Annotated in this window: 16 protein-coding genes; 8 read left to right on the forward strand and 8 right to left on the reverse strand. The window is 74.3% G+C overall.

From position 1 onward, the window contains the following. Positions 1–6: 6 nt before the first annotated feature. Together ACF1A1_RS17350 and ACF1A1_RS17355 are read left to right on the forward strand one after the other, a co-directional pair. Complete coding sequence (locus tag ACF1A1_RS17350; protein ID WP_392000662.1) at positions 7–696, forward strand: class II aldolase/adducin family protein; 690 nt, start codon at positions 7–9, stop codon at positions 694–696. Continuing rightward, positions 693–1,622 (forward strand): carbohydrate kinase family protein, encoded by a 930-nt coding sequence (locus ACF1A1_RS17355; protein ID WP_392000664.1) that lies wholly within the window; start codon positions 693–695, stop codon positions 1,620–1,622. Before ACF1A1_RS17350 ends, ACF1A1_RS17355 begins: the two co-directional genes overlap by 4 nt. A gap of 40 nt (positions 1,623–1,662) precedes the next feature. On the opposite strand, the gene ACF1A1_RS17360 is transcribed toward ACF1A1_RS17355, so the two are convergent. Beyond that, positions 1,663–5,427, reverse strand: coding sequence for an AAA family ATPase (locus ACF1A1_RS17360; protein WP_392000666.1), 3,765 nt, complete (start codon positions 5,425–5,427; stop codon positions 1,663–1,665). A gap of 256 nt (positions 5,428–5,683) precedes the next feature. On the opposite strand from ACF1A1_RS17360, the gene ACF1A1_RS17365 reads away from it, so the two are divergent. Next, positions 5,684–5,947, forward strand: coding sequence for a hypothetical protein (locus ACF1A1_RS17365; protein WP_392000667.1), 264 nt, complete (start codon positions 5,684–5,686; stop codon positions 5,945–5,947). A 128-nt stretch (positions 5,948–6,075) separates the two neighbouring features. Here ACF1A1_RS17365 and ACF1A1_RS17370 read toward each other — a convergent pair whose 3' ends face one another. Then, positions 6,076–6,447, reverse strand: a complete 372-nt coding sequence (locus ACF1A1_RS17370) for a hypothetical protein (RefSeq protein WP_392000669.1) — start codon at positions 6,445–6,447, stop codon at positions 6,076–6,078. Between the two features lie 261 nt (positions 6,448–6,708). Further along, a complete protein-coding gene (locus tag ACF1A1_RS17375) occupies positions 6,709–7,794 on the reverse strand; it encodes a M12 family metallopeptidase (RefSeq protein ID WP_392000670.1) in 1,086 nt (361 codons plus the stop codon). 198 nt (positions 7,795–7,992) lie between these two features. Between ACF1A1_RS17375 and ACF1A1_RS17380 the strand changes: the two genes are divergently transcribed. Then, positions 7,993–9,795, forward strand: a complete 1,803-nt coding sequence (locus ACF1A1_RS17380; protein WP_392000671.1) for a response regulator transcription factor — start codon at positions 7,993–7,995, stop codon at positions 9,793–9,795. Between the two features lie 167 nt (positions 9,796–9,962). Here ACF1A1_RS17380 and ACF1A1_RS17385 read toward each other — a convergent pair whose 3' ends face one another. Continuing rightward, positions 9,963–12,527: a CHAT domain-containing protein gene (locus ACF1A1_RS17385; protein ID WP_392000733.1), complete on the reverse strand. Its 2,565-nt coding sequence runs from the start codon at positions 12,525–12,527 to the stop codon at positions 9,963–9,965. 261 nt (positions 12,528–12,788) lie between these two features. Here ACF1A1_RS17385 and ACF1A1_RS17390 point away from each other — a divergent pair, with 261 nt between their 5' ends. The 3 genes from ACF1A1_RS17390 to ACF1A1_RS17400 are packed head-to-tail and all read left to right on the forward strand — an operon-like array spanning position 12,789 to position 15,383. Then, positions 12,789–14,219, forward strand: coding sequence for a S8/S53 family peptidase (locus ACF1A1_RS17390; RefSeq protein ID WP_392000672.1), 1,431 nt, complete (start codon positions 12,789–12,791; stop codon positions 14,217–14,219). Positions 14,220–14,226: 7 nt separating this feature from the next. Then, entirely contained in the window at positions 14,227–14,865 is a 639-nt protein-coding gene (locus ACF1A1_RS17395) for an RNA polymerase sigma factor (RefSeq protein WP_392000673.1), read from the forward strand. 5 nt (positions 14,866–14,870) lie between these two features. After that, positions 14,871–15,383 carry a hypothetical protein gene (locus ACF1A1_RS17400; protein WP_392000674.1) on the forward strand — a complete coding sequence of 171 codons (513 nt, stop codon included), beginning with the start codon at positions 14,871–14,873 and terminating at the stop codon, positions 15,381–15,383. A 15-nt stretch (positions 15,384–15,398) separates the two neighbouring features. Here ACF1A1_RS17400 and ACF1A1_RS17405 read toward each other — a convergent pair whose 3' ends face one another. The 4 genes from ACF1A1_RS17405 to ACF1A1_RS17420 all read right to left on the reverse strand — a co-directional run bounded on the left by ACF1A1_RS17405 (position 15,399) and on the right by ACF1A1_RS17420 (position 21,581). Then, complete coding sequence (locus ACF1A1_RS17405) at positions 15,399–16,196, reverse strand: N-formylglutamate amidohydrolase (protein WP_392000676.1); 798 nt, start codon at positions 16,194–16,196, stop codon at positions 15,399–15,401. 152 nt (positions 16,197–16,348) lie between these two features. Beyond that, the gene (locus ACF1A1_RS17410; RefSeq protein WP_392000678.1) at positions 16,349–18,568 is read right to left on the reverse strand and encodes an NADP-dependent isocitrate dehydrogenase; all 2,220 of its coding nucleotides are present in this window, start codon (positions 18,566–18,568) and stop codon (positions 16,349–16,351) included. A 282-nt stretch (positions 18,569–18,850) separates the two neighbouring features. Then, complete coding sequence (locus ACF1A1_RS17415) at positions 18,851–19,942, reverse strand: mechanosensitive ion channel family protein (protein ID WP_392000680.1); 1,092 nt, start codon at positions 19,940–19,942, stop codon at positions 18,851–18,853. A 550-nt stretch (positions 19,943–20,492) separates the two neighbouring features. Beyond that, positions 20,493–21,581, reverse strand: coding sequence for a YbhN family protein (locus ACF1A1_RS17420; protein ID WP_392000681.1), 1,089 nt, complete (start codon positions 21,579–21,581; stop codon positions 20,493–20,495). Positions 21,582–21,626: 45 nt separating this feature from the next. On the opposite strand from ACF1A1_RS17420, the gene ACF1A1_RS17425 reads away from it, so the two are divergent. Beyond that, positions 21,627–23,507: an ABC transporter ATP-binding protein gene (locus ACF1A1_RS17425; RefSeq protein WP_392000734.1), complete on the forward strand. Its 1,881-nt coding sequence runs from the start codon at positions 21,627–21,629 to the stop codon at positions 23,505–23,507. The last annotated feature ends 116 nt before the right edge of the window (positions 23,508–23,623 follow it).

The following is a 23,623-nucleotide window of genomic DNA, read 5'->3' on the forward strand; positions in this document are numbered from 1 at the left end:
GCGCCCATGACCGACTCAAGCTCCGCGCTGGGTCAGGAGCGGGCCGCCGTGGCGGACGCCTGCCGGCGCCTGGGGGCCGAGGGCCTCCTCATCGGCACGGCGGGGAACGTCAGCCTGCGGGTGGGCGAGCGGGTCGCGATCACCGCGACCGGAGCGGTCCTCGCCGAACTGACCGCCGACCAGGTCACCGTCGTCGATCTGGCGGACGGGAAGGTCGTGGCCGGAACCCTGCGGCCCACCTCCGAACTGGAACTGCACCTCGGCGTCTACCGCCGCCACGGTGCGGGCGCGGTCGTCCACACCCACGCGCCGATGGCCACCGCGGTGTCCTGCGTGCTCGACGAACTCCCCTGCATCCACTACCAGTTGCTCGCCCTGGGCGGCACGGTCCGGGTCGCGCCGTACGCCACCTTCGGTACCCCGGAACTCGCCGAGTCGGTGCTCGCCGCGCTCGACGGCCGCAGCGCCGCCCTCATGGCGAACCACGGCGCGGTCACCCACGCGTCCACGCTCGACAAGGCGGTCGAGCACGCGCTGCTGCTCGAATGGGCCTGCGGTGTCTACCAGCGGGCCGCCGCCATGGGCCGCCCCCGGGCCCTCGACGAACAGCAGCAGCTCGCGGTGATCGAGGCCGCGCTCGCCCGTGACTACGGCACCACCCAGCCCGTACCACCCGCGCAGGAGGGAAACCGATGAAGGTCGTCACGATGGGCGTGCACGTCCTGGACGTGCTGGTACGGCCGGTGGAGGCCATACCCGAGGGGCAGGGCGCGACCCTGGTGGAGGACATCCGTATGACCGCCGCCGGGACGGCCGGCGGCACCGCCCTCACCCTCGCCAAGCTGGGCGCGTCGGTCCGCAGCGCGGGCGCCATCGGCACCGACCCCACCGGCGACCTGCTCGTCCAGCTCCTCCAGCGGGCCGGCATCGACACCGGCTCGCTCGTCCGCCGCACCGACACGTCCACCTCGGCGAGCGTCCTGCCGATCCGCCCCAACGGCGACCGGCCCTCCCTGCACCTGCTCGGCGCCAACATCACCTACGGCCTCGACGACGTGCCCTGGGACGCCATCGCCGAGGCCACCTATCTGCACCTCGGCGGCCCCGAACTGATCGGTGCCGACGTCGCCGCCCGCATCCTGGCGTACGCCGGGGAGCACGACACGGTCACCTCCGTCGACCTGCTCGCGCCGGGCGAACTGGGCAGCTTCGACCAGCTCGAGGCGGTGCTGCCGCACGTGGACCACCTGCTGCCCAACGAGGACCAGGCGCTCGGCTTCACCGGCGAGCGGGACCTGGCGGCCGCCGTGGAGAAGCTGCGCGGCGCCGGCGCGGGCGTCGTCGCGGTCACGCGGGGCGGGGAGGGCGCGCTCGTGGTGAGCGCGGAGGGCAGCGCGACGGTCCCCGCCTTCGCGGTCGACGTCGTCGACAGCACCGGGTGCGGTGACGCCTTCTCGGCGGGCTACCTGCGGGGAGTGGCCCTCGGCCGCGCCCCGGCGGACGCCGCCGTCCTCGGCTGCGCGGCGGCGGCCCTCGTCGCACAGGGACTCGGCAGCGACCACGGCGACTTCGACCTCGCCGCCGCCGACGAGTTCGCGGTGAGCCGGAAGACCCGCGCGTGAGGTGGGGCGGCGCCCTCGGCCGCCACCCCCGCGCACCGGATCAGGCGCAGTCCATGAGTTCCGGCCACGGCCCGCCGCAGCGCACGCGTGCGTGGATCCGCAGGCGGCTGTTGACCTCGGTGCGGACCCGCGGGTCGAGGCGGAGGTCGTGGCCGAGCCTGCGGAACCAGACCGGAGGCCGGGCCATCGTCAGGTCCGCCAGGAGACCGTAGACCTTGACCGCACGGCAGGCCAGGGCCGTGTCGCCGTCCACCAGGGCCAGGAGCAGGTTCTTGCGGGCGGTCGGGCCGAAGGCGCCGAACATGTCGCCGAGGACGTCGCTGACGTAGGCGGTGAAGTCGGCGGACACCGAGTTGGGCCGGCGGGCGAGCCGCTGCGAGGCGGCCGTCAGCGTCTCGGCGGCCTCCTCCGGGCTCACCCGGGTCGCCTCGCGCAGCAGACGGGCGAGTTCACGGACCTCCTGGGTGTCGACGGCCGACAGGTCGTCGCTGTCCGGGAGCACCAGGTCCAGCACCGCCGACAGGGCGCTCCGCCGCCGGTCGGCCGTGTCCATCGGGGCGAGCCGGGCGTGGACGACGGCCAGCGCCCGGTGCGGAGACGGTGATCCCTTCTGCCGGGCGGGGAAGCGGCCGACCTCCGTCTCCAGGTGCGCCCGCAGAGGCGCCGTGACCTCCCATGTCCAGCTCGGGTGGTCGACGGCCGCCTCGACGAGCCTCAGGGCAACCGAGTGGTCGGTCGTGCCGGGTTCCAGCCCGGCCAGGGTGCGGGCCGCCTCGCCGGGTTCGGGCGGTTTCCGGCCGCAGTGGGTGATCAACGCCCGCCACAGGTTCAGCCGCTGCGTCCTGGGCTGCCCGGGGTCGTCGAGGACCGGCGTGACGAGCCGCTCCACCGTGGCCTCGTCGGGCACCTGCCCGGCCCGGCCCGCCGCCGTGACGACAGCGGCCAGATCACCCGCGCCACGGCGGGCGGCGTCCTCCACCAGCAGGGCGAGGAAGTCCGGTCGCTCCGTCAGGTGCGCCTTGAGACCCGTGCGAACGGTGCTGGCCGCCGCCTCGTCCGCGGCACGGCCCGTGGCCCATGCGCGGATCGCGGCCCGGGCGCCCGGATGCCCGGCCGTCGCCGCCCGCACGACGAGCTCCGCCAGCCCTTCGGAGTCCAGCCACACCCCGAGCGGCGGGTCCTCGGGGAGGACGGCCAGCAGGCGGCCGCCGTCGATGCCCGACTCCGCGACGGCGTCCGCGAGCCAGGCCGGCACCGCTCGACGCCCGCCGGTCTCGTAGGCGGGACAGGGGAGTTCGGCCAGCGCGGTACGGCACGCGCGCTCCACCTCGTCCCGCAGGGGACTGTCCTCGCCCCGCAGCGTCGGCAGCAGGAGGTGGGTGAGCGCCACGGTCTGCACCGCCGGAGCGGTCAGGTCCAGCACCTGCGCGACCACGGCCCGGGCCCCCTCCGCCGGCAGCCGGGGGGCCAGCAGGGCGGCGCCGGACAGCCGGGCCCGCGCCGCGCGACCGTCCGCCTCGGCCAGCGCGTCGGTGAGCAGCACCTCGATCCGCTCGGCGTCGGCGTCGGCGTGACAGGCCGACCACAGCCGGCCGACCGCCCGCTCGACCTGGGCCAGGCTCTTGCGCGTGCGGCCCGTGCGCTCCTCCAGCAGGCGCTCCCACCGGGCCAGGGCCTCCCGGCGCACCCTGGTCCGCAGCGCGGTCGGCGTGATCCGCTCCACCTCCTCACGCACCAGGTCGACGGCCTCGGCGACCACTCCGTTGATGCCGGCGGCCAGCAGCGGGCCGCAGGCCTCGACCAGCCAGCTCACGGTCCTGGCCGGGTCGTGCGGCAGCAGAACCCGCAGCAGGGCGAGCCAGTCGTCCTTCGTGCCGACCAGCTTGGCCGGCGGCAGCGACAGCCACCACGACAGGCGGTCCTCCTCGTCGCAGAACTCCACCGCGGCGTCCCCGTGCTGGTGCGCCAGCCTGCGCACGGTGGCGAACAACTCGTAGCGCAGGGTGTGCCGTCGACCGGTGAGCGGCCACAGAGTCTCCAGGTCGGCGACCCACCGATCCGGGCCCGCGCCGTGGCGGTGCCCCGGCAGGACGCGGAGGAAGCGCCGCAGGGCCACGTCCGGTGCGTCCCGCATCGCCGCGCGGGCCGGCGCCGCGACGGAACCGGGATCGCGCATCTGGGCGTACAGCTCCAGGGCGCGGTCGGCCAGGTGGACGTCGTCCAGCAGCGGCTTCAGCAGGTCCTCGCCGGTACCCGGGGTGGCCCGCGGGACGAGCTGCCCGGCGACCGCCGCCAGGACGAGGTCCTCCGGCTGCTCCCGCATCCGCGCGACCAGGTCACCGCCGCGGCCCGCGTCCCGCAGGTAGTCGGCGGCCATGTACTCGAAGAACGTCTGGTGGAAGAAGCGGACCGCTCCGGTCCCGGCCACGTCGGACAGCATCCCGCGCCGGCGCAGCTCGTCCAGGTCCTCCCGGATACGGGCGGACGCCGTGCCGGGCAGCAGGCGCCGCAGGGCGTCGCCGGCGTCGCGCGGGTGGTACTCGATGGTGTTCGCCGCCAGCATGTACCGGGCCAGGGCACGGGCCGTGGCCGTCAGATCCCGCTCGGCGGCGCCTTCGTCGTCCGCCTGCCCGGGGCGCGCGTCGCGCTCGACGCGCATCTCCCGCACCCGGTCGAACAGACTGGCGACGTCGACCTCCTGCAGCGGGGGATCGGGGGCGTAGATGTCGAACAGCAGCCGTAGATAGAGCGGGTTGTCACAGACCTCCCGCAACGGCAGGTCCTGGTAGACGGCGCCCAGGACGTCCGCCTCCAGCCTCGCCGCCGCCCCGGCCCCGTACTTGCGGTCCGGGCAGAACACCTGGGCGTGCCGGCCGATGGCGATCCGCCGCTCCTCCTCGTCGTACCAGCCGAGCGTGTACTGCGCACGCAGGTAGCCGTCGAGGTCGTCCACCGCATCCCGTCCGGCGTCGTCGTCCGCGCCGTCCTCTCCGGTGGGGAACCGCAGCATGACCGCCTCGCCGGGGCGACAGGTGAGCACGACGGGGACCTCGCGGGCCTTCATGGCCCGCAGGAGCCGGCTCACCGCGGACACGCCGTCGCGGCTGTGCACGAGCAGGTCCAGCGTGTCGATCAGCACCACCGGCCGCTGCCCGCCGGCGACGCAGCAGCGCACCGCGGAGACGATGTCCTCGACCGGTACGGCGGTGTCGCGCGTCGCGGTCTCCTGGTGGAGCGCCTCGATCAGGTGGGAGGCCTTCAGCAGGAGCGGCACCACGCCCTCCCGCTCGCGCAGGGCGCGGTGGACGCTCCACAGCAGGGTGGTCTTCCCGCACCCCGGCTCACCGGCGATCAGGTGCCCGCCGGCCGGGCCGAGGGCGGCGGTGACCACGCGTCGCTCCAGGGACCGCGGCACGTGCAGCTCCTCCAGACGCACCCCGCGGGGAAAGAGCGAGCCGGGTTTGATGAGCTGGGAGGCGTCCTCCCACGCCTGGGCGCTCAGTCCGCGCAGCCGGCTGAGGACGGCGTAACCGTCGTGCTGGTGGGTGCGGCTGATCAACCGCAGCTGCCGCGCGATGCGGTCGAACCTCTCGGCCCGCTCCCGGGGCCACGCGGCGTGGCCCACCCTCGGCCTCATCCGCGCCAGCGCGGCGTCGAGCACGTCCGGACGCGGCACGTGCGTGCCGTTCTTCCACCCCGAGACGGTCTTGGTGTTGCCCATGACGTCGAGCAGGGGAGGCGGGCTGCCGCACACCTCGAACAGGGCGACGAGCAGCCGCCCGAACTCGGGACTGGCCGGCGACATGGCGGTGGTTCCCCCTTCTCCCCTCGGCGCCCTGCTTTCTACCGCAGAGGCCGGACGCACCGCATCCCGCGCACCCCCGCATACCGGTCGCGGACGGCCCGCCGCCGGGCCCCGGATCCGGCCGGAATTCCCAAAGAGCCCTTCCCACCAGGGCTTTCCTCGGCCGACGAGGCTCAGGAACCCCCCGGAGCGCCTCGGAGGCGGAAGAAAGGAGGCCGTGGCGCCACCCGGCGTCCGAGAACCCGAAGGGGGCCTGATGGAGAGTGGACCCGACGTCGCGGTGGCCGCCGGCTGCGTGGCGCCGTCACTGTGGAGCCTGACGGCGAGCCTGCTCCCGTGGGCCGGCATCCTCGCGCTGACCGCCCTGTTCATCGGCGGCGGCGTCGCGTGGATCAGCCGGCGGGCGGGGGACAACCGGTGGGAGGCGCTGCGCCACGGACTCCTCGCCGCGTTCGTGTCCGGCGGCCCGCTGCTGACCGTGCTGGCCGTGGTGGTGAACCTGATGAGCCGGTGCCGTTGACACCGGCGGGTGGAGGGCCGGCCCGGCCGGCCCTCCACCCGCCGTCCCCGGCCCCGCGGAACGACACCTCGGCCCACGGGCGGGGACGACTCGCTCGCGCGGGAGCGGTGCCGACGGTGCCGTTGGGGTCACTCCGTCCAGTCGAGCTGATGCTCGGGCGTCCCCACCGACCGCCCGTACGCGATCGCCTCGGCGCGGCCCGCCGCGTCGCCGCGCCGGATGCGGAAGACCCTGCCCGCGAAGACCACGACCCGCTCGTCGCCCACCGTGAAGTCGGCGTACCAGCCGAGCTCCGGCTCCAGCGCGGCGGCGAGCGCGTCCGCGATCCCGGCCGCGTCGGCGTCGTCGGCCTCCCACTCGACGAGCGTCCACAGCGTCGGCTGTCCGGCGGCCGCGCTCCCCGACACGTCCATCCGGCGCACGCCGCGAAGGCGCAGCCCCCGCGGCGTGAACACGGCGCCGGGGCGCAGGCTTTCGCCGATGACGTAACCGGTGATCATCGCGGGTTCCTCTCGCCGGGGACGCGTGCCGCGGGGAGCCTACGGCTGGCCACTGACAACCGGATCCCGCCGCGGTCGGGGCAGTCGCCCGCCGCGGCGCCGTGGCGGCTCACCCGGGACGGGTCGCCGGCCCCCCGGAATCCCCGCGTGCGCAGGCGGTGCGGCCGGGGACGTCACCCTCCCCCTGAGCGGTGACGTCCCCGGCCTTTCCCCCGGCGCCGCACTGCGGTCCGTGCGCCCGCGCGGCGCGGCCCTGTGCCCTCACCAGCACATGACGGCCGTCTCGCCCGACCCCCAGCCGGAGTACAGGCGGACGCGGACGAAGTAGCGGCGGCCCTTCACGAGCCGGGCCCTGATCGTGGCGTTGTGCGGGGTGCCCCCGTCGTCCCGCCCGGCGAGGAAGCGGGGCTCGCCCTCCCGCTCCTCGAAGACCACGACGACCGAGTCGCTCGCGCCGAAGGTGCCGACGGTGTACTCGCGGGTCTCGGGCGGCTCGACGGTGAAGTCGGCCTGCTCGCCCGGCCCCAGCGACAGCGGCACCGAACGGAACGGAACGAGCGCCGGCGGCCGCGGCGCGTCGAGCGGCGGGTACCAGCGGAGCGCGAACTCCTTGTCCAGCGGCGACAGTCCGCCGGGCGGGTGCACGCCCCCGCGGAACTGCTCGGGCTCCAGGATCAGCCCCGCCGCGAACGGGTATTCCATGACCGAGTGCGGGTCCCACACCGAGCCGTTGACCTCGGCGGGGTCCAGCTTGCGCAGGATGTTGAAGAAGGTGCGGTCCCGGCTCCAGAAGTTCGGCGGGCCCGCCAGGTCGGCGTACACGGCCTCGTCGTCCCAGTGGATGCCGGCGAACGGGCTCTGGTGCTCGTGCTGCATGCCGAGCGCGTGCCCGATCTCGTGCAGGGCCGTGGCGCGCTCCCCGGGCGCGGTCAGGTCCCAGCCGAAGTTCATGGTGCGCTCGTTCAGGCCCGCCCGCAGCGCGTCCCGGCCCACCGCCGACCAGGAGCCGTCGCCCTGCTGGAAACCGATGCGCAGTTCGGCCTCCGAGCGGTCGCCGACCTCGGTGAACGTGATCCCGATGCCGAGGTCCCGCCACGCGCGGAAGCAGTCGCGCACCACGTCCCGCTGGTCCTCACCGCCGGCCCAGGACACCCACCGGGTGGCCCCGGAGGCGGGGAGCGCGATGACCGACCCGTCGGTCTCCCCGTCGAGGAAGCAGTAGTGCAGCACCGTGCCGTTGACCCACATCCGGCGCCCGCTCAGGAGCGCACCGAGCCGCTCGGCGGCCAGCCCCGGGGCGAACGCGGGGGCCGACTGCTGCGCGAGCGAGCAGTAGCGGGCGGTCATGGGCTCCAGGTTGCCGTGGGAGGGCGCCCGGGGACCTGAGTCGGGGGCTACTCAAGTCGCCCTGTATCAGGGATGAGTAGGCGGACTCCTGTTGACGTGACGACTTCTGTACGCGCCGCCCGGACCCGTCAGCCGTCCCGCTCGCAGCCCGTGCCGCAGCCCGTCCGGCAGCCTGTGTCGCAGCCCGCGTCTCAGCCCGTGCCGCAGCCGGTGTCGGTGCCGCTGTCGCCGCCCCTGTCGGTGCCCTGGCCGTTCACCGGCCGGGAGGAGGAAGTGGAGCTGGTCCGCCGCTCCCTGGCGGCCGGCCGGCCCGGCATCGTGGTGACGGGCCGGGCGGGCCGCGGCCGCACCCGCCTGGCCACCGAGGCGGTCCGCGGCACGGACGCCGCCCGGGTGGCCGGCACCCCCGGGACCCGCAACACCCCCTTCGCCGCGTTCGCCCCCCTGCTTCCCGGGGACGTCACCCTCCACCGGGCGGTCCAGCTCCTCGCCCGGGTACGCCTGCTGCTGGTCGACGACGCCCATCTGCTGGACGACGCCTCCGCCGCCCTGGTCCACCAGCTGGCCGTCCAGGGCCGCACCCGTCTGCTGGTGTTGGTCACCGACGACGTACCGGCTCCCGGTGCCGTGACCCGCCTCAGGACGGGCGAACTCCTGCCCCGCCTGCCGCTGGAACCCCTGCCCCGCGAGGAGACGGCCCACCTGCTGACGGCCGCCGCCGGCGTGCCCCTCGACGCCCTGACCCTCGACCGTCTGCACCGCCTGTCCGGGGGCGACCTGCGCCTCCTGCGCGACCTGCTGGACGCACTGCGCGAACAGGGCCGGCTCACCCGGGTCCCCCACAGCGACGAGTGGAGGTGGCGCGGCCCGGTCCCGCCGACCCCCGCCCTCCGCGAACGCACCGCCCCCGTTCTCGCCCGGACCGACCCCGACGAACGCGAGACTCTCGACCGCCTCGCCTTCGCCGAGCCCCTGCCGCTCCCCGTCGACGCCCTCGACCTGCGCATCCTCGAACGCCTGGAGGCCGACGGCCTGATCCACGCCGACGACGACGCCACCGTCCGCCTCGCCCACCCCCTGCACGGCCCGATGCTGCGCGCGGCGGCGGGCCGGCTGCGGGCCCGGCGCCTGACCGGCACCTGGGCGCCGTACGAACCGGCCCTCGACGCGGAGTCGACCGCGCTGGCCGGCCGCATCGCCCGCATGGACGTCCGCGCGACGCCGACACCGGTGGGGGAGTGGCTCGTGGCGGAGGGGAGACCGGTCCCGCCGGCCTACGCGGCCGTCCGCGCCCGGTTCTCCCGGCTGCGGGGGGAAGCGCGCGAGGCGGCGGCCTGGGCGCGGGAGGGCCTGGCAACCGCCCCGGACGACACCGCCTGCCAGTACGAACACGCCCTGGCCGCATCCCTGTTGGGGGAAGCGGACGGCACCCTCGCCCCGCACACCGCGTACGACGCCCGCGATCCGTACGGTGTTCATGATGCCTACGGCGTTCACGATCCGTACGCCGCCTACGACGCCGTACGCCTCGGTGCCCCGGAACGGGCCGTGGGCTTCCTCCCGCCCGACGGCGTCCTCGCCCGCCACGCCGAAGCGCTCGCGCGGGGCGACGGACCCGCCCTCGACCGGGTCGCCGAAGAGCTGGCGGACCGCGGCTTCCTGCTGTTCGCGGCGGAGGCCCATGCCCAGGCCGTACGGGCCCACCGCGACCCCCGCGCGGCCCGCACCGCCCGCACCCGCGCCGTCGCCTTGGCCCGCCGCTGCCAGGGCGCCCGCACCCCGGCCCTGTCCGGCCTCGTCCTGGGCGAACTCACCGCCCGGCAACGGCAGATCGTCACCCTGGCAGCAGCCGGCCTGAGCAACCGTCAGATCGCCGAGCGTCTCACCCTCTCCGTGCGCACCGTCGGCAACCACCTCTACAGCGCCTACACCCGCCTCGGCGCGAGCGACCGGGGAGCCCTGCCGTGGCTGGTGCAACCGCCCCGGGCGCGGCCGGCCTGACCGGGGGAACCGACGGTCCGCCGAGCCCGACGGGAGAGGCGTTCACGCCGAGCCGAACGCCGGACAGCGCGCCGGGAGATGGCGTTCATGCCGCGTCGAATGCCGTGAACCCGGCGGGATATGGCGTTCATGCCGCGCCGAACGCCGCGAACCCGAGGGGAGGGAGTTCACGCCGCGCCGAACGCCGTGAACGCCCAACCCGTCGCCTGGTGCAACGCGTCACCCGGCAGCGCCGCCCGCGCGTCGCGCAGCGCCTCCGCCAGGGACAGGCCGCCGCTCACGCCCTTGTGCAGGGCCAGCATCAGCGCGACCACCGCCTCGTCGTTCACCGGCGCGCTGCTCGCCACCACGCCCGCCGTGCCCAGCGGCAGCAACGCCGTGACCAGGCCGAGCAGTTCGTCGGCGCCCACCGAGGCGAGGCGGGCGGTGTCGCAGCTGGAGAGGATGATGCGGTACGGGCTGCGGGCGAGACGTTCGAAGTCGTGGACGATCAGCGGACCGTCGGCCATCCGCAGGGACGAGAACATCGGGCTGTCGCCCCGGAAGGTGCCGTGCGCGGCGATATGGGCGAGGGCGGCACCGTCCAGCTCCTCCAGGACCCGGGGCACGCGCGCGTCCGCCTGCTCCAGCACCGTGGGCCTGCCGTACCGCCCGGCGACCTCCGGCACCTCCGCCCCGCCGGTCGCCAGGCCCGGCCCGCGCACCAGGACGTGCCGTCCGCCCGGCGGCGGCTCGGTCTCCCGGGCGCGCAGCCAGCTGCTCGCCGACGGCGACACGCTGTGCACCCGCTCCCGCAGCGACGGCAGCAGGGCCCACGGAACGCGGTGCAGCCGGGCCGGCGGGACCACCACGACCGGCCCCCGGCCCAACTGCCCGGCCGCCTCGCCCAGCAGCAGTTCCTCCAGTCGCCGCCCCGCCGCCTCCACCACCGGCAGCCGGCCGTCCGCGCCGGGGTGGGCGAGCCGCCGCAGCCCGGCCTGGACGTGCTCGGCCTCCCGCTCCGCCTCGGCCAGCAGCCCGCCCGTGAACCGCCGTACCCGTCCGTCTCCGCACAGCAGAACCTGCACCCGCCCGTCCAGGACGGCCAGGGCGACCAGCCGTCCGTCACCGAGCCGCTCCAGCAACCGGCCGACGTCGAACCGGTGACCGTCGCCAGGCGCGTCCCCGCGGATGTGCAGGGTGCGGGAGCGGATCTCCCGCTCCAGCCGGCGCTGCTCCCGCTCCAGGGTCGGGACCGGCCGGCCGTCCATCCGCGCGCTCTCCGCGCGGGCGGCGATCTCGCGGAACGCCGTCAGTCCGCTCAGCAGCGCCGGATCGGCCGGCGGCCGGGTGGGCGGCGCCGACAGCACCGTGGCCCGCCACCGTTCGCTCCACACCAGCAACTGCCGTGGCCCGCCCCGCTCCAGGCTCACCTGCTGGGCGAGCGCGGCGAGTTCGGCGCCCTGCGCGGTGGCCCGGGCACGCAGCTCCGAGGCGCCCAGCGTCGTGCGGTGGTCGTCCAGGACGTCCAGGCCCCGCCGGCAGGCCTCCAGCACGCCCCGCCCGGACCCGGTCGCCCGCGCCCACAACGCCTGCGCCGCCCAGCCCGTCATCCGCGCCAGCGGCGGCCCGCTGCGCCGGCTGCGCGCGGCGACCGCGAGATGGCGTTCGGCGTCGGCCGTCCAGTTCAGGTCCAGCGCGATCCGGCCCGCCAGCAGCCACGCCTCCGGCGCGGCGGGCGCCCCGAACGCGGACAGCCGCTCCGCCACCCGGACCGCGTCCGCCACCAGCCGTCCCGAACCGCGCCCGGTGGCGACCCGCGCCTCGATCAGCACCAGCCGGGCGTGCGCCTCCCACCAGGTGCGCCGCTGTCCGGCGAAGAGCCGCACGGCCAGCGCGGCGCGCGCCGTCGCCGTCCCCGGATCGCCCGCCAGCCGCGCCGCCCGCGCCGCCGCCAGCAGCAGCTCCGCCTTGCGGGTGGACTGCCCGCCGATGCGGTCCAGGACCGTGATCGCCGCGTCCGCCTCGGCCAGCGCCTCCGGCGCGAGACCGGCGGCCATCAGGACCTCGCAGCGCCGGATGTTGAGCATGAACGTGGGCGTGCCGAGCTTGGCGTACCGCTCCTCGGCCTCGTCGAGCAGCCGCAGCGCCGCCGGGACGTCGCCCGACCGGAACGCGGCCAGGCCCCGGCTCTCCACCGCGTCCGCCTTGTCGTGCTCCTGGCCGGTGGTGTCCCACAGCGCCTCGGCCGCCGTGAAGTCCGCGTCGGCCTGCCTGATCGCCCCGAGGGCCAGGTGCACGGTGGCGCGCAGGGTGAGGGCGCGCGCCGTCCAGATGACGTCGTCGGCCTGCCGCAGCACGGGGATCGCCCGGCGTACGTCCTCGAGCGCCTCACGATGGTGGCCGAGGACCCACCAGGAGTAGGCCCGCCGGTACAGCACGCGCGCGCGGGTGTGTCCCGTTCCGCGTCCGACGCCCCGCTCGAACGCGGCGAGTCCCTGCCGGGTGCGGCCCGCGTGCACCAGCGCCACCCCGAGCGTGGCCAGCACGTCCGCCTCACGCTCGGCGGAGTCCGCGCGGGCCGCCAGCTCCCGGGCGCGCCGCAGGTGGTCCAGGGCCAGGCGCATGTCGCCCCAGTCCCGCTGCCAGATGCCGATCACCTGATGGGCGACGGAGGCGTGCAACGGTGTCGGATCGGTGTCGAGCACTCCCTCCGCCCGCGCCAACGCGTCGTTGGGGGCGGCGAACACCATCGGCAGCAGTTCGAGAACCGTGTCGTTTCCCGCTGTCACTCCACGGATGGTAGTGGGCCCGCTCGTATGTCACACAGGGGTGGCGCCGTATCACGTCGGATCGGACGGACATCGCGTCGGCGCGACCGGCGCGCGGGTGGGGCGCATACGGACGGCGCGCGACCGCAACCGCACCACCCTGCTCTGTCGTCGCACCACCTGTATCAGACGACGGCCTCGCGGCTCTGACTGACGACCACTGGTCTCAGGGGAGGACACGCCATGGCACCACAGCGATTCCACGAGCAGTTCGACCAGATCCAACGCGCCCTGCCGGACGTCCCGCTGGCGATGGGGCCCGACGACTCCGCCGAGTTCATCTACGAGAAGGGCGTCGTTCTCGCCCGTGACGGCGAGGAGGCCCAGGCGGTCGAGGACGCCGTCCGCACGCACTTCACCGAGGCGCCCGACCTGGTCCCCGACCATGTGCGCCGGGCCGGCCCGCAGGCCAACCGCTCGGGCATCACCCGCATCCGGGTCGCCGACCCCGGGGAGGGCGCGCCCGGCGCCGACCGCGCCGTCGCCGGCGCCCTGCGCGCCCTGCGGGGCGCCGAGGACCGCACGGGCCGCCGGCTCGTCAGCCGCAACCACGTGGTGTCCATCGCCGTCAACGCCTGCCCCGGCGACGAGCCGGTCCCCGCCTCGCAACCGCCCAACCCGGCCCCCGCACAGGCGGAATACGACCCGGAGGGGGCGGTCGGGGTCCTCGTCGTCGACACCGGGCTGATGCACGACTACCGCTCCTACCCGCTGCTCGCCCACACCGAGGGCGACGCGCAGCTCCGGGAGACGGACGAGCACGGCATCCTCCAGCAGTACGTCGGCCACGGCACGTTCATCGCCGGACTCGTCGCCGCCGTCGCCCCCAACACCGACGTCACCGTGCGGGGCACGCTCAACGACGCCGGCGCGATCCTGGAGTACGACTTCGGCGACCGGCTCTTCGAGGCCGTCGAGCAGGGCGGCTGGCCCGACATCATCAGCCTCTCCGCCGGCACCTCCAACGGACGCGTCGACGGTCTGCTCGGCGTGGCCGCCTTCATGGAGGAACTGCGCACCAGGCCCACCCTGTTGGTCGCGGCCGCCGGCAACAACGCCAGCGCCATGCCGTTCTGGCCCGCCGCCTACGCCGCCCACCCCGAGTACGCCGACGCGGTCCTGTCGGTCGGCGCCCTGCGCGGCGACGGCGAGTTCGCCGCCTGCTTCAGCAACCACGGCCCCTGGGTGCGGGTCTACGCCCCCGGCGAGCGCCTCACGAGCGCCCTCACCGGCTTCGACACCCCCGTCCCGTACGTCTACCAGCACTCCACGTACGACGACTGCCGCTACGGCTTCACCTACCCCTGCACCTGCCGGTCGCCGCGCCACACGGGTGTGCTGAGCGAGCTGCGAGCGGCCACCGCGGGCAAACCGGACCAGGTGATGTTCGAGGGGCTCGCGTCCTGGAGCGGCACGTCGTTCGCGACGCCCGTCGTGGCGGGGATGGTCGCGGCGTACATGACGGCGCACCAGGAGACCGACCCGCGCGCGGCCGCGCGTCAACTGCTCGCCGCCCAGGCCGGGTTCGCGGAGGTGCGTGGCGCGCACGTGCCCGCGCTGCACCCGCCGACCTGGCGTTCCGTGCCGGTCGCGCAGCTCGCTCCCTCGGTGTGAGGCCGTCATGAGGTCCGAAGCCGCACCCGCCACGGCGTACGATGACAGGCCGTACACGAGGGGTGGGACCGTGGACCGTAGTGAAGTCGGCGCGCTCGTCCAGTCCGCCGTCGACGGTGACACGGCGGCGTGGAAGGCGCTCGTGGAGGGGCTGAGCCCCCTGGTGTGGTCCGTGGTGCGCGCGCACCGGCTCTCGGAGGCCGACGGACACGAGGTGTACCAGACCGTGTGGTTCCGCTTCGCCCAGCACCTCGGGCGGATCCGTGAGCCGGACAAGACGGGTTCCTGGCTGGCCAGCACCGCGCGCAACGAGTGCCTGAAAGTGATCAAGAGCCTGCGCCGGCTGACCCCGACGGACGACCCTCAGCTGCTGGACCGCGTCAGCGAGGACCGTACGCCGGAGCAGTCGGTGCTGGACTCGGAGGAGGCGGCCGCCCAGAGCGAGCGCGTCCGCCATCTGTGGCAGGAGTTCGAGGCGCTCGGTGAGCGCTGCCGGCAGTTGTTGCGGGTGCTGATCTCCTCGCCGCCGCCCAGTTACCAGGAGGTGTCCGCCGCACTGGGTATCGCGGTGGGCAGCATCGGGCCGATGCGCCAGCGATGTCTGCGCCGCCTGCGGGCCCGACTCGACGCACGGGGAGCACTGTGACCGGCATGAACGACATGAACGGCAGGGACGACCGGGACGACAGGGACGACGGCGCCCGCGACGACGAGGCCTTCGACGACGAGGAGTTCGACCACGGCAGTCTGGAGGAGGAACTGCGCGAGGCCGCCGCCATCCTCGACCCGGTACCGGCCGAGCTGCGGCAGCTCGCCGTCGAGGCGTACGCGCTGCACGACCTCGACGCGAAGATCGCCGAGCTGACCTTCGACTCGCTGGTCGACGCCATCCCGGTCCGGGGAGCCGTGGACGTACCGCGGATGCTCACCTTCCACTCGGGCGGGCTGACCGTCGACGTCGAGGTGACCGCGCACGGGCTGATGGGCCAGCTGCTGCCGCCCCAGCCGGCCTCCATCGAGGTGCTCGACGGCCCCCGGGCCGGCGCCGCACTCACCGCCGACGACATGGGCCGCTTCACCAGCGAGGCCCCGCCCGCCGGCCCGTTCGCGCTGCGCCTGCGCACCGGCGGGGACGTCGTCGTCACGGAGTGGCTGCGCGCCTGAGCCACCCCGTCGGCGTCAGCCGGACACGGCGTCGACCAGTTCCGCCAGCGCCGACGCGAGCCGGGACACCCCGGGCCCAGCGGGCCCGCCCGGCTCGCTCATGTACGTGTCCCGCCGGATCTCCACCATCAGCGCGGACACCCGCGGCTCCGTCCCGTAGTACTCCAGCGGTACGTACGTCCCGGCGAACGGGCTGTCCAGCCCCGTCTCCCCGATCCCCGCGAACGCCGTGCGCGCGGCCGCGAGCAGTCCGGGCGGGGTGTGGAAGGAGTCCGTGCCCAGGCACACCGGCGGCCGCGGGCCCTCGCCGTGCAGCTCGTAGGGCAGCGGCTCGGTGGGGTAGGAGTGCACGTCGATGACGACGGCCCGCCCGACGGCCGCCAGCCGGTCGGCGACGGCGTCCGTCACGGCCTTCGCGTACGGCCGGAAGTACCGCTCGACCAGCGGCTCGGCATCGACCTCCGCGGGGCGCAGCACCTCCTGGTGCGTGGTCCGCGTGTACACGGCCCCCATGCCGACGGCCCGCATCTCCTCCCGCTCGTCGGGGAACCGCTCCGGATCCACCACCAGCCGCGACAGCCGGTTGACGAACCGCCACGGCGCGACCGCCGACAGCTCGGCCGCCTCCGCCGCGATCCGCTCGGTGTGCGCGTCGGTGATGTGGTCCAGCTCCCGCTCCAGCGCCCCGTCGTCCAGCACGATGCCCGCGCGCACCTGGGCCGGTATCTCCCGTGCCGAGTGCGGCACGTGCAGGATCACCGGGGAGCCGGCGGCCCCGGACAGGACGGAGAAGGACGGTTCGGCAGGGGTCATGCGGTGGCTCCCGGAGTGGGTTCGGTGTCGTCGGGGCGGTCGGGCCGTGATGTCCGCCCCGACGCACCTCCGCCCCGGCCGGGCGGTGCACCGGTCGGGGCGGAGGGGGAGGAGGACGGGAAACCGGAAACCGGCTTCCCGGGTTCCCGGCGTCAGCTCAGCGAAGCCAGCGCCTCGTTCCACGTCGTCGACGGGCGCATGACCGCCGCGGCCTTGGCCGGGTCGGGCTGGTAGTAGCCGCCGATGTCGACGGGCTTGCCCTGGACGGCGTTCAGCTCGTCCACGATGCGCTGCTCGTTCGCGGCGAGCGTCTCGGCGAGCGGGGCGAACGCCTTCGCCAGGTCCGCGTCGTCGGTCTGCCGCGCCAGCTCCTGCGCCCAGTACAGGGACAGGTAGAAGTGGCTGCCGCGGTTGTCGATGCCGCCGACGCGACGGGTCGGGGACTTGTCCTCGTTGAGGAAGGTCGCCGTGGCGCGGTCGAGGGTGTCGGCGAGGACCTTGGCGCGGGCGTTGCCCGTGGCCGTGGCGTACTGCTCGAAGGAGGGGACGAGCGCGAAGAACTCACCGAGGGAGTCCCAGCGCAGGTAGTTCTCCTTGACCAGCTGCTGGACGTGCTTGGGCGCGGAACCGCCGGCGCCGGTCTCGAACAGGCCGCCGCCCGCCATCAGCGGGACCACCGACAGCATCTTGGCGCTGGTGCCCAGCTCCAGGATCGGGAAGAGGTCGGTGAGGTAGTCGCGCAGGACGTTGCCGGTGACGGAGATGGTGTTCTCGCCGCGGCGGATGCGCTCCACCGACAGCTTGGTGGCCTCGACCGGGGAGAGGATCCGGATGTCCAGGCCCTCGGTGTCGTGCTCCGGCAGGTACTGCTCGACCTTGGCGATCAGGTTGGCGTCGTGGGCGCGGGTGGCGTCCAGCCAGAACACCGCCGGGTCGCCGGTGGCGCGGGCGCGGGTGACGGCCAGCTTGACCCAGTCGCGGATCGGCGCGTCCTTGGTCTGGCAGGCGCGGAAGATGTCGCCCGCGGAGACCGGCTGCTCGATCACGACGGTGCCGGCCTGGTCGACCAGGCGGACCGTGCCGGCGGCCGGGATCTCGAAGGTCTTGTCGTGGGAGCCGTACTCCTCGGCCTTCTGCGCCATCAGGCCGACGTTCGGGACGGAGCCCATGGTCGACGGGTCGTAGGCGCCGTTCGCGCGGCAGTCGTCGATGACGGCCTGGTAGACGCCGGAGTAGGAGGAGTCCGGCAGCACCGCGAGGGTGTCGGCCTCCTGGCCGTCGGGGCCCCACATGTGGCCGGAGGTGCGGATCATCGCCGGCATCGAGGCGTCGACGATGACGTCGGACGGCACGTGCAGGTTGGTGATGCCCTTGTCGGAGTCGACCATCGCCAGGGCCGGGCCCTCGGCGAGTTCGGCGTCGAAGGAGGCCTTGATCGCGTCGCCCTCGGGCAGCGACTCCAGGCCCTTGAGGATGCCGCCGAGACCGTCGTTGGGGGAGAGGCCGGCCGCGGCCAGCGTCTCGCCGTACTGCTCGAAGGTCTTCGGGAAGAAGGCGCGCACCACGTGACCGAAGATGATCGGGTCGGAGACCTTCATCATCGTCGCCTTCAGGTGCACGGAGAACAGCACGCCCTCCGCCTTGGCCTTGGCGACCTGGGCGGTCAGGAACTCGCGCAGCGCGGCGACGCGCATCACGGAGGCGTCGACGACCTCGCCCTCGAGGACCGGTACCGACTCGCGCAGGACCGTGGTGGAGCCGTCCTCGGCGACCAGCTCGATCTTCAGCGAGCCCGCCTCGGAGATCACCACGGACTTCTCAGTGGAGCGGAAGTCGTTCTCGCCCATGGTCGCCACGTCGGTCTTGGAGTCCGAGGACCAGGCGCCCATGCGGTGCGGGTGGGTCTTGGCGTAGTTCTTGACCGACGCGGGGGCGCGGCGGTCGGAGTTGCCCTCGCGCAGGACCGGGTTCACGGCGGAACCCTTGATCTTGTCGTAGCGGGCGCGGATCTCGCGCTCCTCGTCCGTCTTCGGCTCGTCCGGGTAGTCCGGCAGCGCGTAACCCTGCGCCTTCAGCTCGGCGATCGCGGCCTTGAGCTGGGGGATCGACGCCGAGATGTTCGGCAGCTTGATGATGTTGGCCTCGGGCGTCTTGGCCAGCTCGCCCAGCTCGCTCAGCGCGTCGGGGATGCGCTGGTCCTCGGTCAGGTACTCCGGGAACACGGCGATGATGCGCCCGGCCAGCGAGATGTCCCGCGTCTCCACGGAGACACCGGCCTGCGAGGCGTACGCCTGGACCACCGGCAGGAAGGAATACGTCGCCAGGGCCGGGGCCTCGTCAGTGTGCGTATAGATGATGGTCGAGTCAGTCACCGGGTGCTCCGCTCCACGTCTGCAACATTGCTCGACATCAAGATATCTCGTGATCGACCCCGACTCGACAGCGGACCGCACACATGTGCAGGACCTCCGCGGAAGAACCGGTTCCGGGCAACCGGTTCCCCGGTCGTGCGGTCATGGGGGTGATCGCCCACTGGTCCGGCGGCCGGCCCGGCCAGCCGGCCGCCCGAGCGAAAGCACACCCTGAGACATCGCACCCGAGTGACGGGCCCGGCGGCGACGCTGACCGGCAAGGCGGCGGGGCTGGGAGCCGGGTCAGCCCTCGAGGCGGGCGGGGGGCACTTCGCCCGGCTCGCTGCGCTGCTGCGGGATCACCACCGCCCCCTGCTGGAGCGACACGTTGCGCGCGGGCGCCGGGATGCGGATGCCCTCCGCGCGGAAGCGGCGGTGCAGGCGCTTGATGAACTCGTGCTTGATCCGGTACTGGTCGCTGAACTCGCCGACGCCGAGGATCACGGTGAAGTTGATGCGCGAGTCGGCGAAGGTGTGGAAGCGCACCGCCGGCTCGTGCTCCGGGACCGCGCCGGTGATCTCGGTCATCACCTCGGCGACGACCTCCGTCGTGACCCGCTCGACGTGGTCCAGGTCGCTGTCGTAGGCGACGCCCACCTGCACCAGGATCGTGAACTGCTGCTCGGGGCGCATGAAGTTGGTCATGTTCGCCTTGGCGAGCTGCCCGTTGGGGATGACGACCAGGTTGTTGGAGAGGTTGCGGACCGTCGTCTGACGCCAGTTGATGTCCTCGACGTAGCCCTCCTCGCCGCTGCTCAGCTTGATGTAGTCGCCGGGCTGGACGGTCTTCGAGGCGAGGATGTGGATGCCCGCGAAGAGGTTGGCGAGGGTGTCCTGGAGGGCGAGCGCGACGGCCAGACCGCCGACGCCGAGGGCGGTGAGCATCGGTGCGATGGAGATGCCGAGGGTCTGCAGCACCACCAGGAAACCGATGGCCAGGACCAGTACCCGGGTGATGTTGACGAAGATCGTCGCGGATCCGGCGACGCCGGAGCGGGAGGAGGTGACCGTCTGCACCAGCCCGGCGACCACCCGGGCCGCCGACACCGTCACCACGAAGATGAGCAGCACCGTCAGGCACTGGTTGACGGTGTGCTGGACGGCCCGGGTCAGCGGCAGCACCGCGGCCGCGGCCGCCCCGCCGCCCGCGATCGCCGCCCACGGCACCACCGTGCGCAGCGCGTCCACGATGACGTCGTCGCCGCTCCAGCGGGTGCGCTTGGCGTGCTTGGCCAGCCAGCGCAGCAGCGTGCGCGACAGGAAGGCCACCAGCAGGCCCGTCGCCAGGGCGATGCCGGCGATGACGAGGTCGTTCAGGGTCAGCGCGCGGTTCACCGGTCACCTCCGGGAAGTCGTTCCGCGGCGAAGGGGGCCGCCGGCGGCCGGATGTGCAGTCTCGTCACGTTGTCACCTGCTCGATGTGCGGGAAGTGCGGTCGTGCCCGTGCGCGGACGGACACGACCGCTCATCTTGCCGTATCCGGAACGGCAGTTCGTACCCTGCGGCCGGCCGGGAGAACGTCGTCGGCCACAGATGCGGCGGCGCTGCACCACGGGCGGCGGGATCCGACCGCAGAACTCGATTTCCGCGGGGGCCGCCGTTCCGTCACGGACCTGTTCCGGACCGGCTCCCCAGGGTCCCGGCGCGCCTCCCGCGCGCGCCGGAGGCTGCCTTCCCGATGGCGGGTGCCCCTCCGGACGCGATGGCTGTCCCGGGCCACCGGCCGTGCGAGGCCGACCCCCCGGAGGGCAGCGGCGCGCCGGGCCACTTCGGTGCGGCAGTGGCGCGGGTCGAGGACCATGCCCGTCGGGTCGGCCTCACGCTGATCAGCCGCACACGCCTGCCCGGTCCGCAGTGCCGTCGTCCGACGCGGCGTCGGCGGGCGTCAGATCACCTTGAGCCGCACCAGCGCCCCCAACGTCAACGCCCCCGGCAGCAGGGGCAGCCAGACGGTGATGATGCGGTAGGCGAGGACCACCGCCGTGGCGACCGCGGCCGGGCCGCCCGCCGCCACCAGCGCCACGATCAGCGCCGCCTCCACCGAGCCGATCCCGCCCGGCGTGGGCACCGGCGCGACCGCCACGGTGGCCGCCAGGTACGCCACCGCCATGTGCGCCGCGGGCACCGGCAGACCCAGGGCCCGCCCCACCGCGGCGAGCCCGGCCGCCTGCAGCGCCGGGAACGCGAGGGAGCCGCCCCACAGGGCCAGCGCCCGGGCCGGACGCGTGTGCACCGAACGCGCCTCGCCCAGCGCGGTGCGCAGGAACGCGCACACGGCCGACCGCAGCCGTCGTACGAGGACCAGCGCGCCCGCCGCCACCAGCGCGACCGCGCCGAGCAGCGCCAGGAGCGGGCCGGGCGCTCCCCCGGGCAGCAGCGCGCCGAGCCGCAGGGCGCCGGGGAAGGCCAGGAGCAGCGCGGCCAGCAGGCCCACCCGGGCGATGCCCTCCGCCAGCAGGTACAGGGCGAGGGCCGCCGAGGAGCGGGACAGCGGCACCCCGTACACGGCCATGAACCGCAGGTTGACCGCGCTCGCGCCCAGGCCCGTCGGCAGCAGGTGGTTGGCGGCGCCCGCCGCGAACTGTGTGGCCAGCAGCCGCAGCGGGGGCAGCCGCTGCACGACGGCGCCCTGCCGGGTGACGGCCGCCGCGACCCACGTCAGACAGGTCGCCCCGACCGCGGCCAGCAGCCAGGGCCACTCGGCGGTGCGCAGATGACCGAAGCCCTCGGCGAGGACGGACCAGTGGCGCGCGGCGACCAGCCCGACGAGCGCCGGCGGGAGCAGGCACAGCACCTGGCGGACCGGGAGACGCCGGCGGGACCGGTCCCGGGGAAGCGGGTCCCGGGCAAGCGGGTCCTGAGGAGGTGGTCCTGGGGGAAGGTGAACCGCGGTCACACCCGGAGAGGCTTTCCGCGCCACGCCAACGACGGGTGACCGCGGTGTGGACGGCGGCCGGGGAGAAGACGTCGCCATGTTGACCTCAATCTTCCTTGAGGTTCTACCGTCTCTTGTATGAGCATGGAGACCACCGCCTGGACGCAGCTGTACAGCGTCATGAACGCCCAGCACGAACGCCGTCCCTTCGACCGCGCGACCCTGCGCCGCATCGGCGCGTTCGCCCGCCCGCACCGCCGCCGTATCGCCCTGTTCGTCCTGCTCGGGGTGGCGACCGCGTTGCTCGCCGTGGCCACCCCGGTCCTCGCGGGGCGGGTCGTCGACGCGATCGTGTCGCACGGCGACGCCGGCACCGTCGTCCGGCTGGCGCTGCTCATCGCGCTCATCGCGGTGCTGGAGGCGGCGCTCTCCATCGTCGCCAGGAGACTCTCGGCGACGCTGGGGGAGGGGCTCATCCTCGATCTGCGCACGGCCGTGTTCGATCATGTGCAGCGGATGCCGGTCGCGTTCTTCACACGTACCCGTACGGGCGCGCTCGTCTCCCGGCTCAACAACGACGTGATCGGCGCCCAGCGCGCCTTCAGCAACACGCTGTCCGGAGTGGTCAGCAACCTCGTCACCCTGCTGCTCACCCTCGCCGTCATGCTCACCCTGTCCTGGCAGGTCACCCTGCTCGCCCTGGCCCTGCTGCCGGTGTTTGTGGTGCCCGCCCGCCGCATGGGCCGGCGGATGGCCGGCATGCAGCGGGAGGCGGCCGCGCTCAACGCGGCGATGGGCACCCGCATGACCGAGCGCTTCTCCGCGCCCGGCGCCACCCTGGTCAAGCTCTTCGGCCGCCCCGAGCAGGAGTCGGCGGAGTTCGCGGCCCGCGCCGCCCTGGTCCGGGACATCGGCGTGCGCACGGCCACCGCCCAGTCCGTTTTCATCACCTCCCTCACCCTGGTCTCGGCCCTGGCCCTCGCCCTCGTCTACGGCCTCGGCGGCCGGCTCGCCCTGGACGGCGCCCTCGACCCCGGCGCCGTCGTCGCCCTCGCCCTGCTGCTGACCCGCCTGTACGCGCCGCTCACCGCCCTCGCGGGGGCGCGCGTGGAGGTGATGAGCGCCCTGGTCAGTTTCGAGCGCGTCTTCGAGGTGCTCGACCTGAAGCCGCTCATCGAGGAGAAGCCGGACGCCCGGGAGGTGCCCGAGGGCCCGGTCTCCGTCGAGTTCGAGGACGTCCGCTTCGGCTACCCGTCCGCCGACAAGGTCTCCCTCGCCTCCCTGGAGGAGGTCGCCACCCTCGACACCCGCGGCGGAGCCGAGGTCCTGCGCGGCGTCTCCTTCCGCGCCGAACCCGGCCAGACGGTCGCCCTCGTCGGCTCCTCCGGCGCCGGCAAGTCGACCATCGCCCAACTGCTGCCGCGCCTGTACGACGTCGACGCCGGTGCCATCCGCATCGGCGGGGTCGACGTCCGCGACCTGAGCGCGCGGTCCGTGCGCCGGACGCTGGGCATGGTCACCCAGGACGGTCACCTCTTCCACGACACCGTCCGCGCCAACCTCCTCCTCGCCCGCCCCGAGGCCGGCGAGGACGACCTGTGGGACGCCCTGCGCCGGGCCCGCCTCGACGACCTGGTCCGCTCCCTGCCCGACGGCCTCGACACGGTCGTCGGGGAGCGCGGCTACCGCCTCTCCGGCGGCGAACGCCAGCGCATGACCATCGCCCGGCTGCTGCTGGCCCGCCAGCGCGTCGTCATCCTCGACGAGGCCACCGCCCACCTCGACAACACCTCCGAGGCGGCCGTGCAGGAGGCGCTCGCCGAGGCCCTGGCGGGCCGCACCGCGCTCGTCATCGCGCACCGCCTGTCCACCGTGCGCTCCGCCGACCTGATCCTGGTCGTCGAGTCCGGCCGGATCGTCGAACGGGGCACGCACGAGGAGCTGCTGGCGGCGGGCGGGCGGTACGCGCAGCTCCACCGGACGCAGTTCGAGCAGCCGGAGGCGGTGGCCGGCGTGGTCGCCTGAGGGGGGGCGGGGAGGAGGGAGGCGGTGGTCCCGTGGCGTGCGGAAGCGGTTCAGGGCGCCACGGCCGCCGTCCCACCACGGCGCTCCGGCACCGTGGTCGGTCGGTGATCACCGCC

The organism is Streptomyces sp. NPDC014995 (assembly GCF_043080745.1).
In the GTDB taxonomy this organism is placed as follows: Bacteria; Actinomycetota; Actinomycetes; order Streptomycetales; family Streptomycetaceae; genus Streptomyces.

Excerpts from the sequence above, each read along its gene's own strand:
- ACF1A1_RS17350 (WP_392000662.1), top strand. The coding sequence starts at position 7 with ATGACCGACTCAAGCTCCGCGCTGGGTCAGGAGCGGGCCGCCGTGGCG.
- ACF1A1_RS17355 (WP_392000664.1), top strand. The coding sequence starts at position 693 with ATGAAGGTCGTCACGATGGGCGTGCACGTCCTGGACGTGCTGGTACGG.
- ACF1A1_RS17360 (WP_392000666.1), bottom strand. The coding sequence starts at position 5,427 with ATGTCGCCGGCCAGTCCCGAGTTCGGGCGGCTGCTCGTCGCCCTGTTC.
- ACF1A1_RS17365 (WP_392000667.1), top strand. The coding sequence starts at position 5,684 with ATGGAGAGTGGACCCGACGTCGCGGTGGCCGCCGGCTGCGTGGCGCCG.
- ACF1A1_RS17370 (WP_392000669.1), bottom strand. The coding sequence starts at position 6,447 with ATGATCACCGGTTACGTCATCGGCGAAAGCCTGCGCCCCGGCGCCGTG.
- ACF1A1_RS17375 (WP_392000670.1), bottom strand. The coding sequence starts at position 7,794 with ATGACCGCCCGCTACTGCTCGCTCGCGCAGCAGTCGGCCCCCGCGTTC.
- ACF1A1_RS17385 (WP_392000733.1), bottom strand. The coding sequence starts at position 12,527 with ATGGTGTTCGCCGCCCCCAACGACGCGTTGGCGCGGGCGGAGGGAGTG.
- ACF1A1_RS17390 (WP_392000672.1), top strand. The coding sequence starts at position 12,789 with ATGGCACCACAGCGATTCCACGAGCAGTTCGACCAGATCCAACGCGCC.
- ACF1A1_RS17395 (WP_392000673.1), top strand. The coding sequence starts at position 14,227 with ATGAGGTCCGAAGCCGCACCCGCCACGGCGTACGATGACAGGCCGTAC.
- ACF1A1_RS17400 (WP_392000674.1), top strand. The coding sequence starts at position 14,871 with ATGAACGACATGAACGGCAGGGACGACCGGGACGACAGGGACGACGGC.
- ACF1A1_RS17405 (WP_392000676.1), bottom strand. The coding sequence starts at position 16,196 with ATGACCCCTGCCGAACCGTCCTTCTCCGTCCTGTCCGGGGCCGCCGGC.
- ACF1A1_RS17420 (WP_392000681.1), bottom strand. The coding sequence starts at position 21,581 with ATGGCGACGTCTTCTCCCCGGCCGCCGTCCACACCGCGGTCACCCGTC.
- ACF1A1_RS17425 (WP_392000734.1), top strand. The coding sequence starts at position 21,627 with ATGGAGACCACCGCCTGGACGCAGCTGTACAGCGTCATGAACGCCCAG.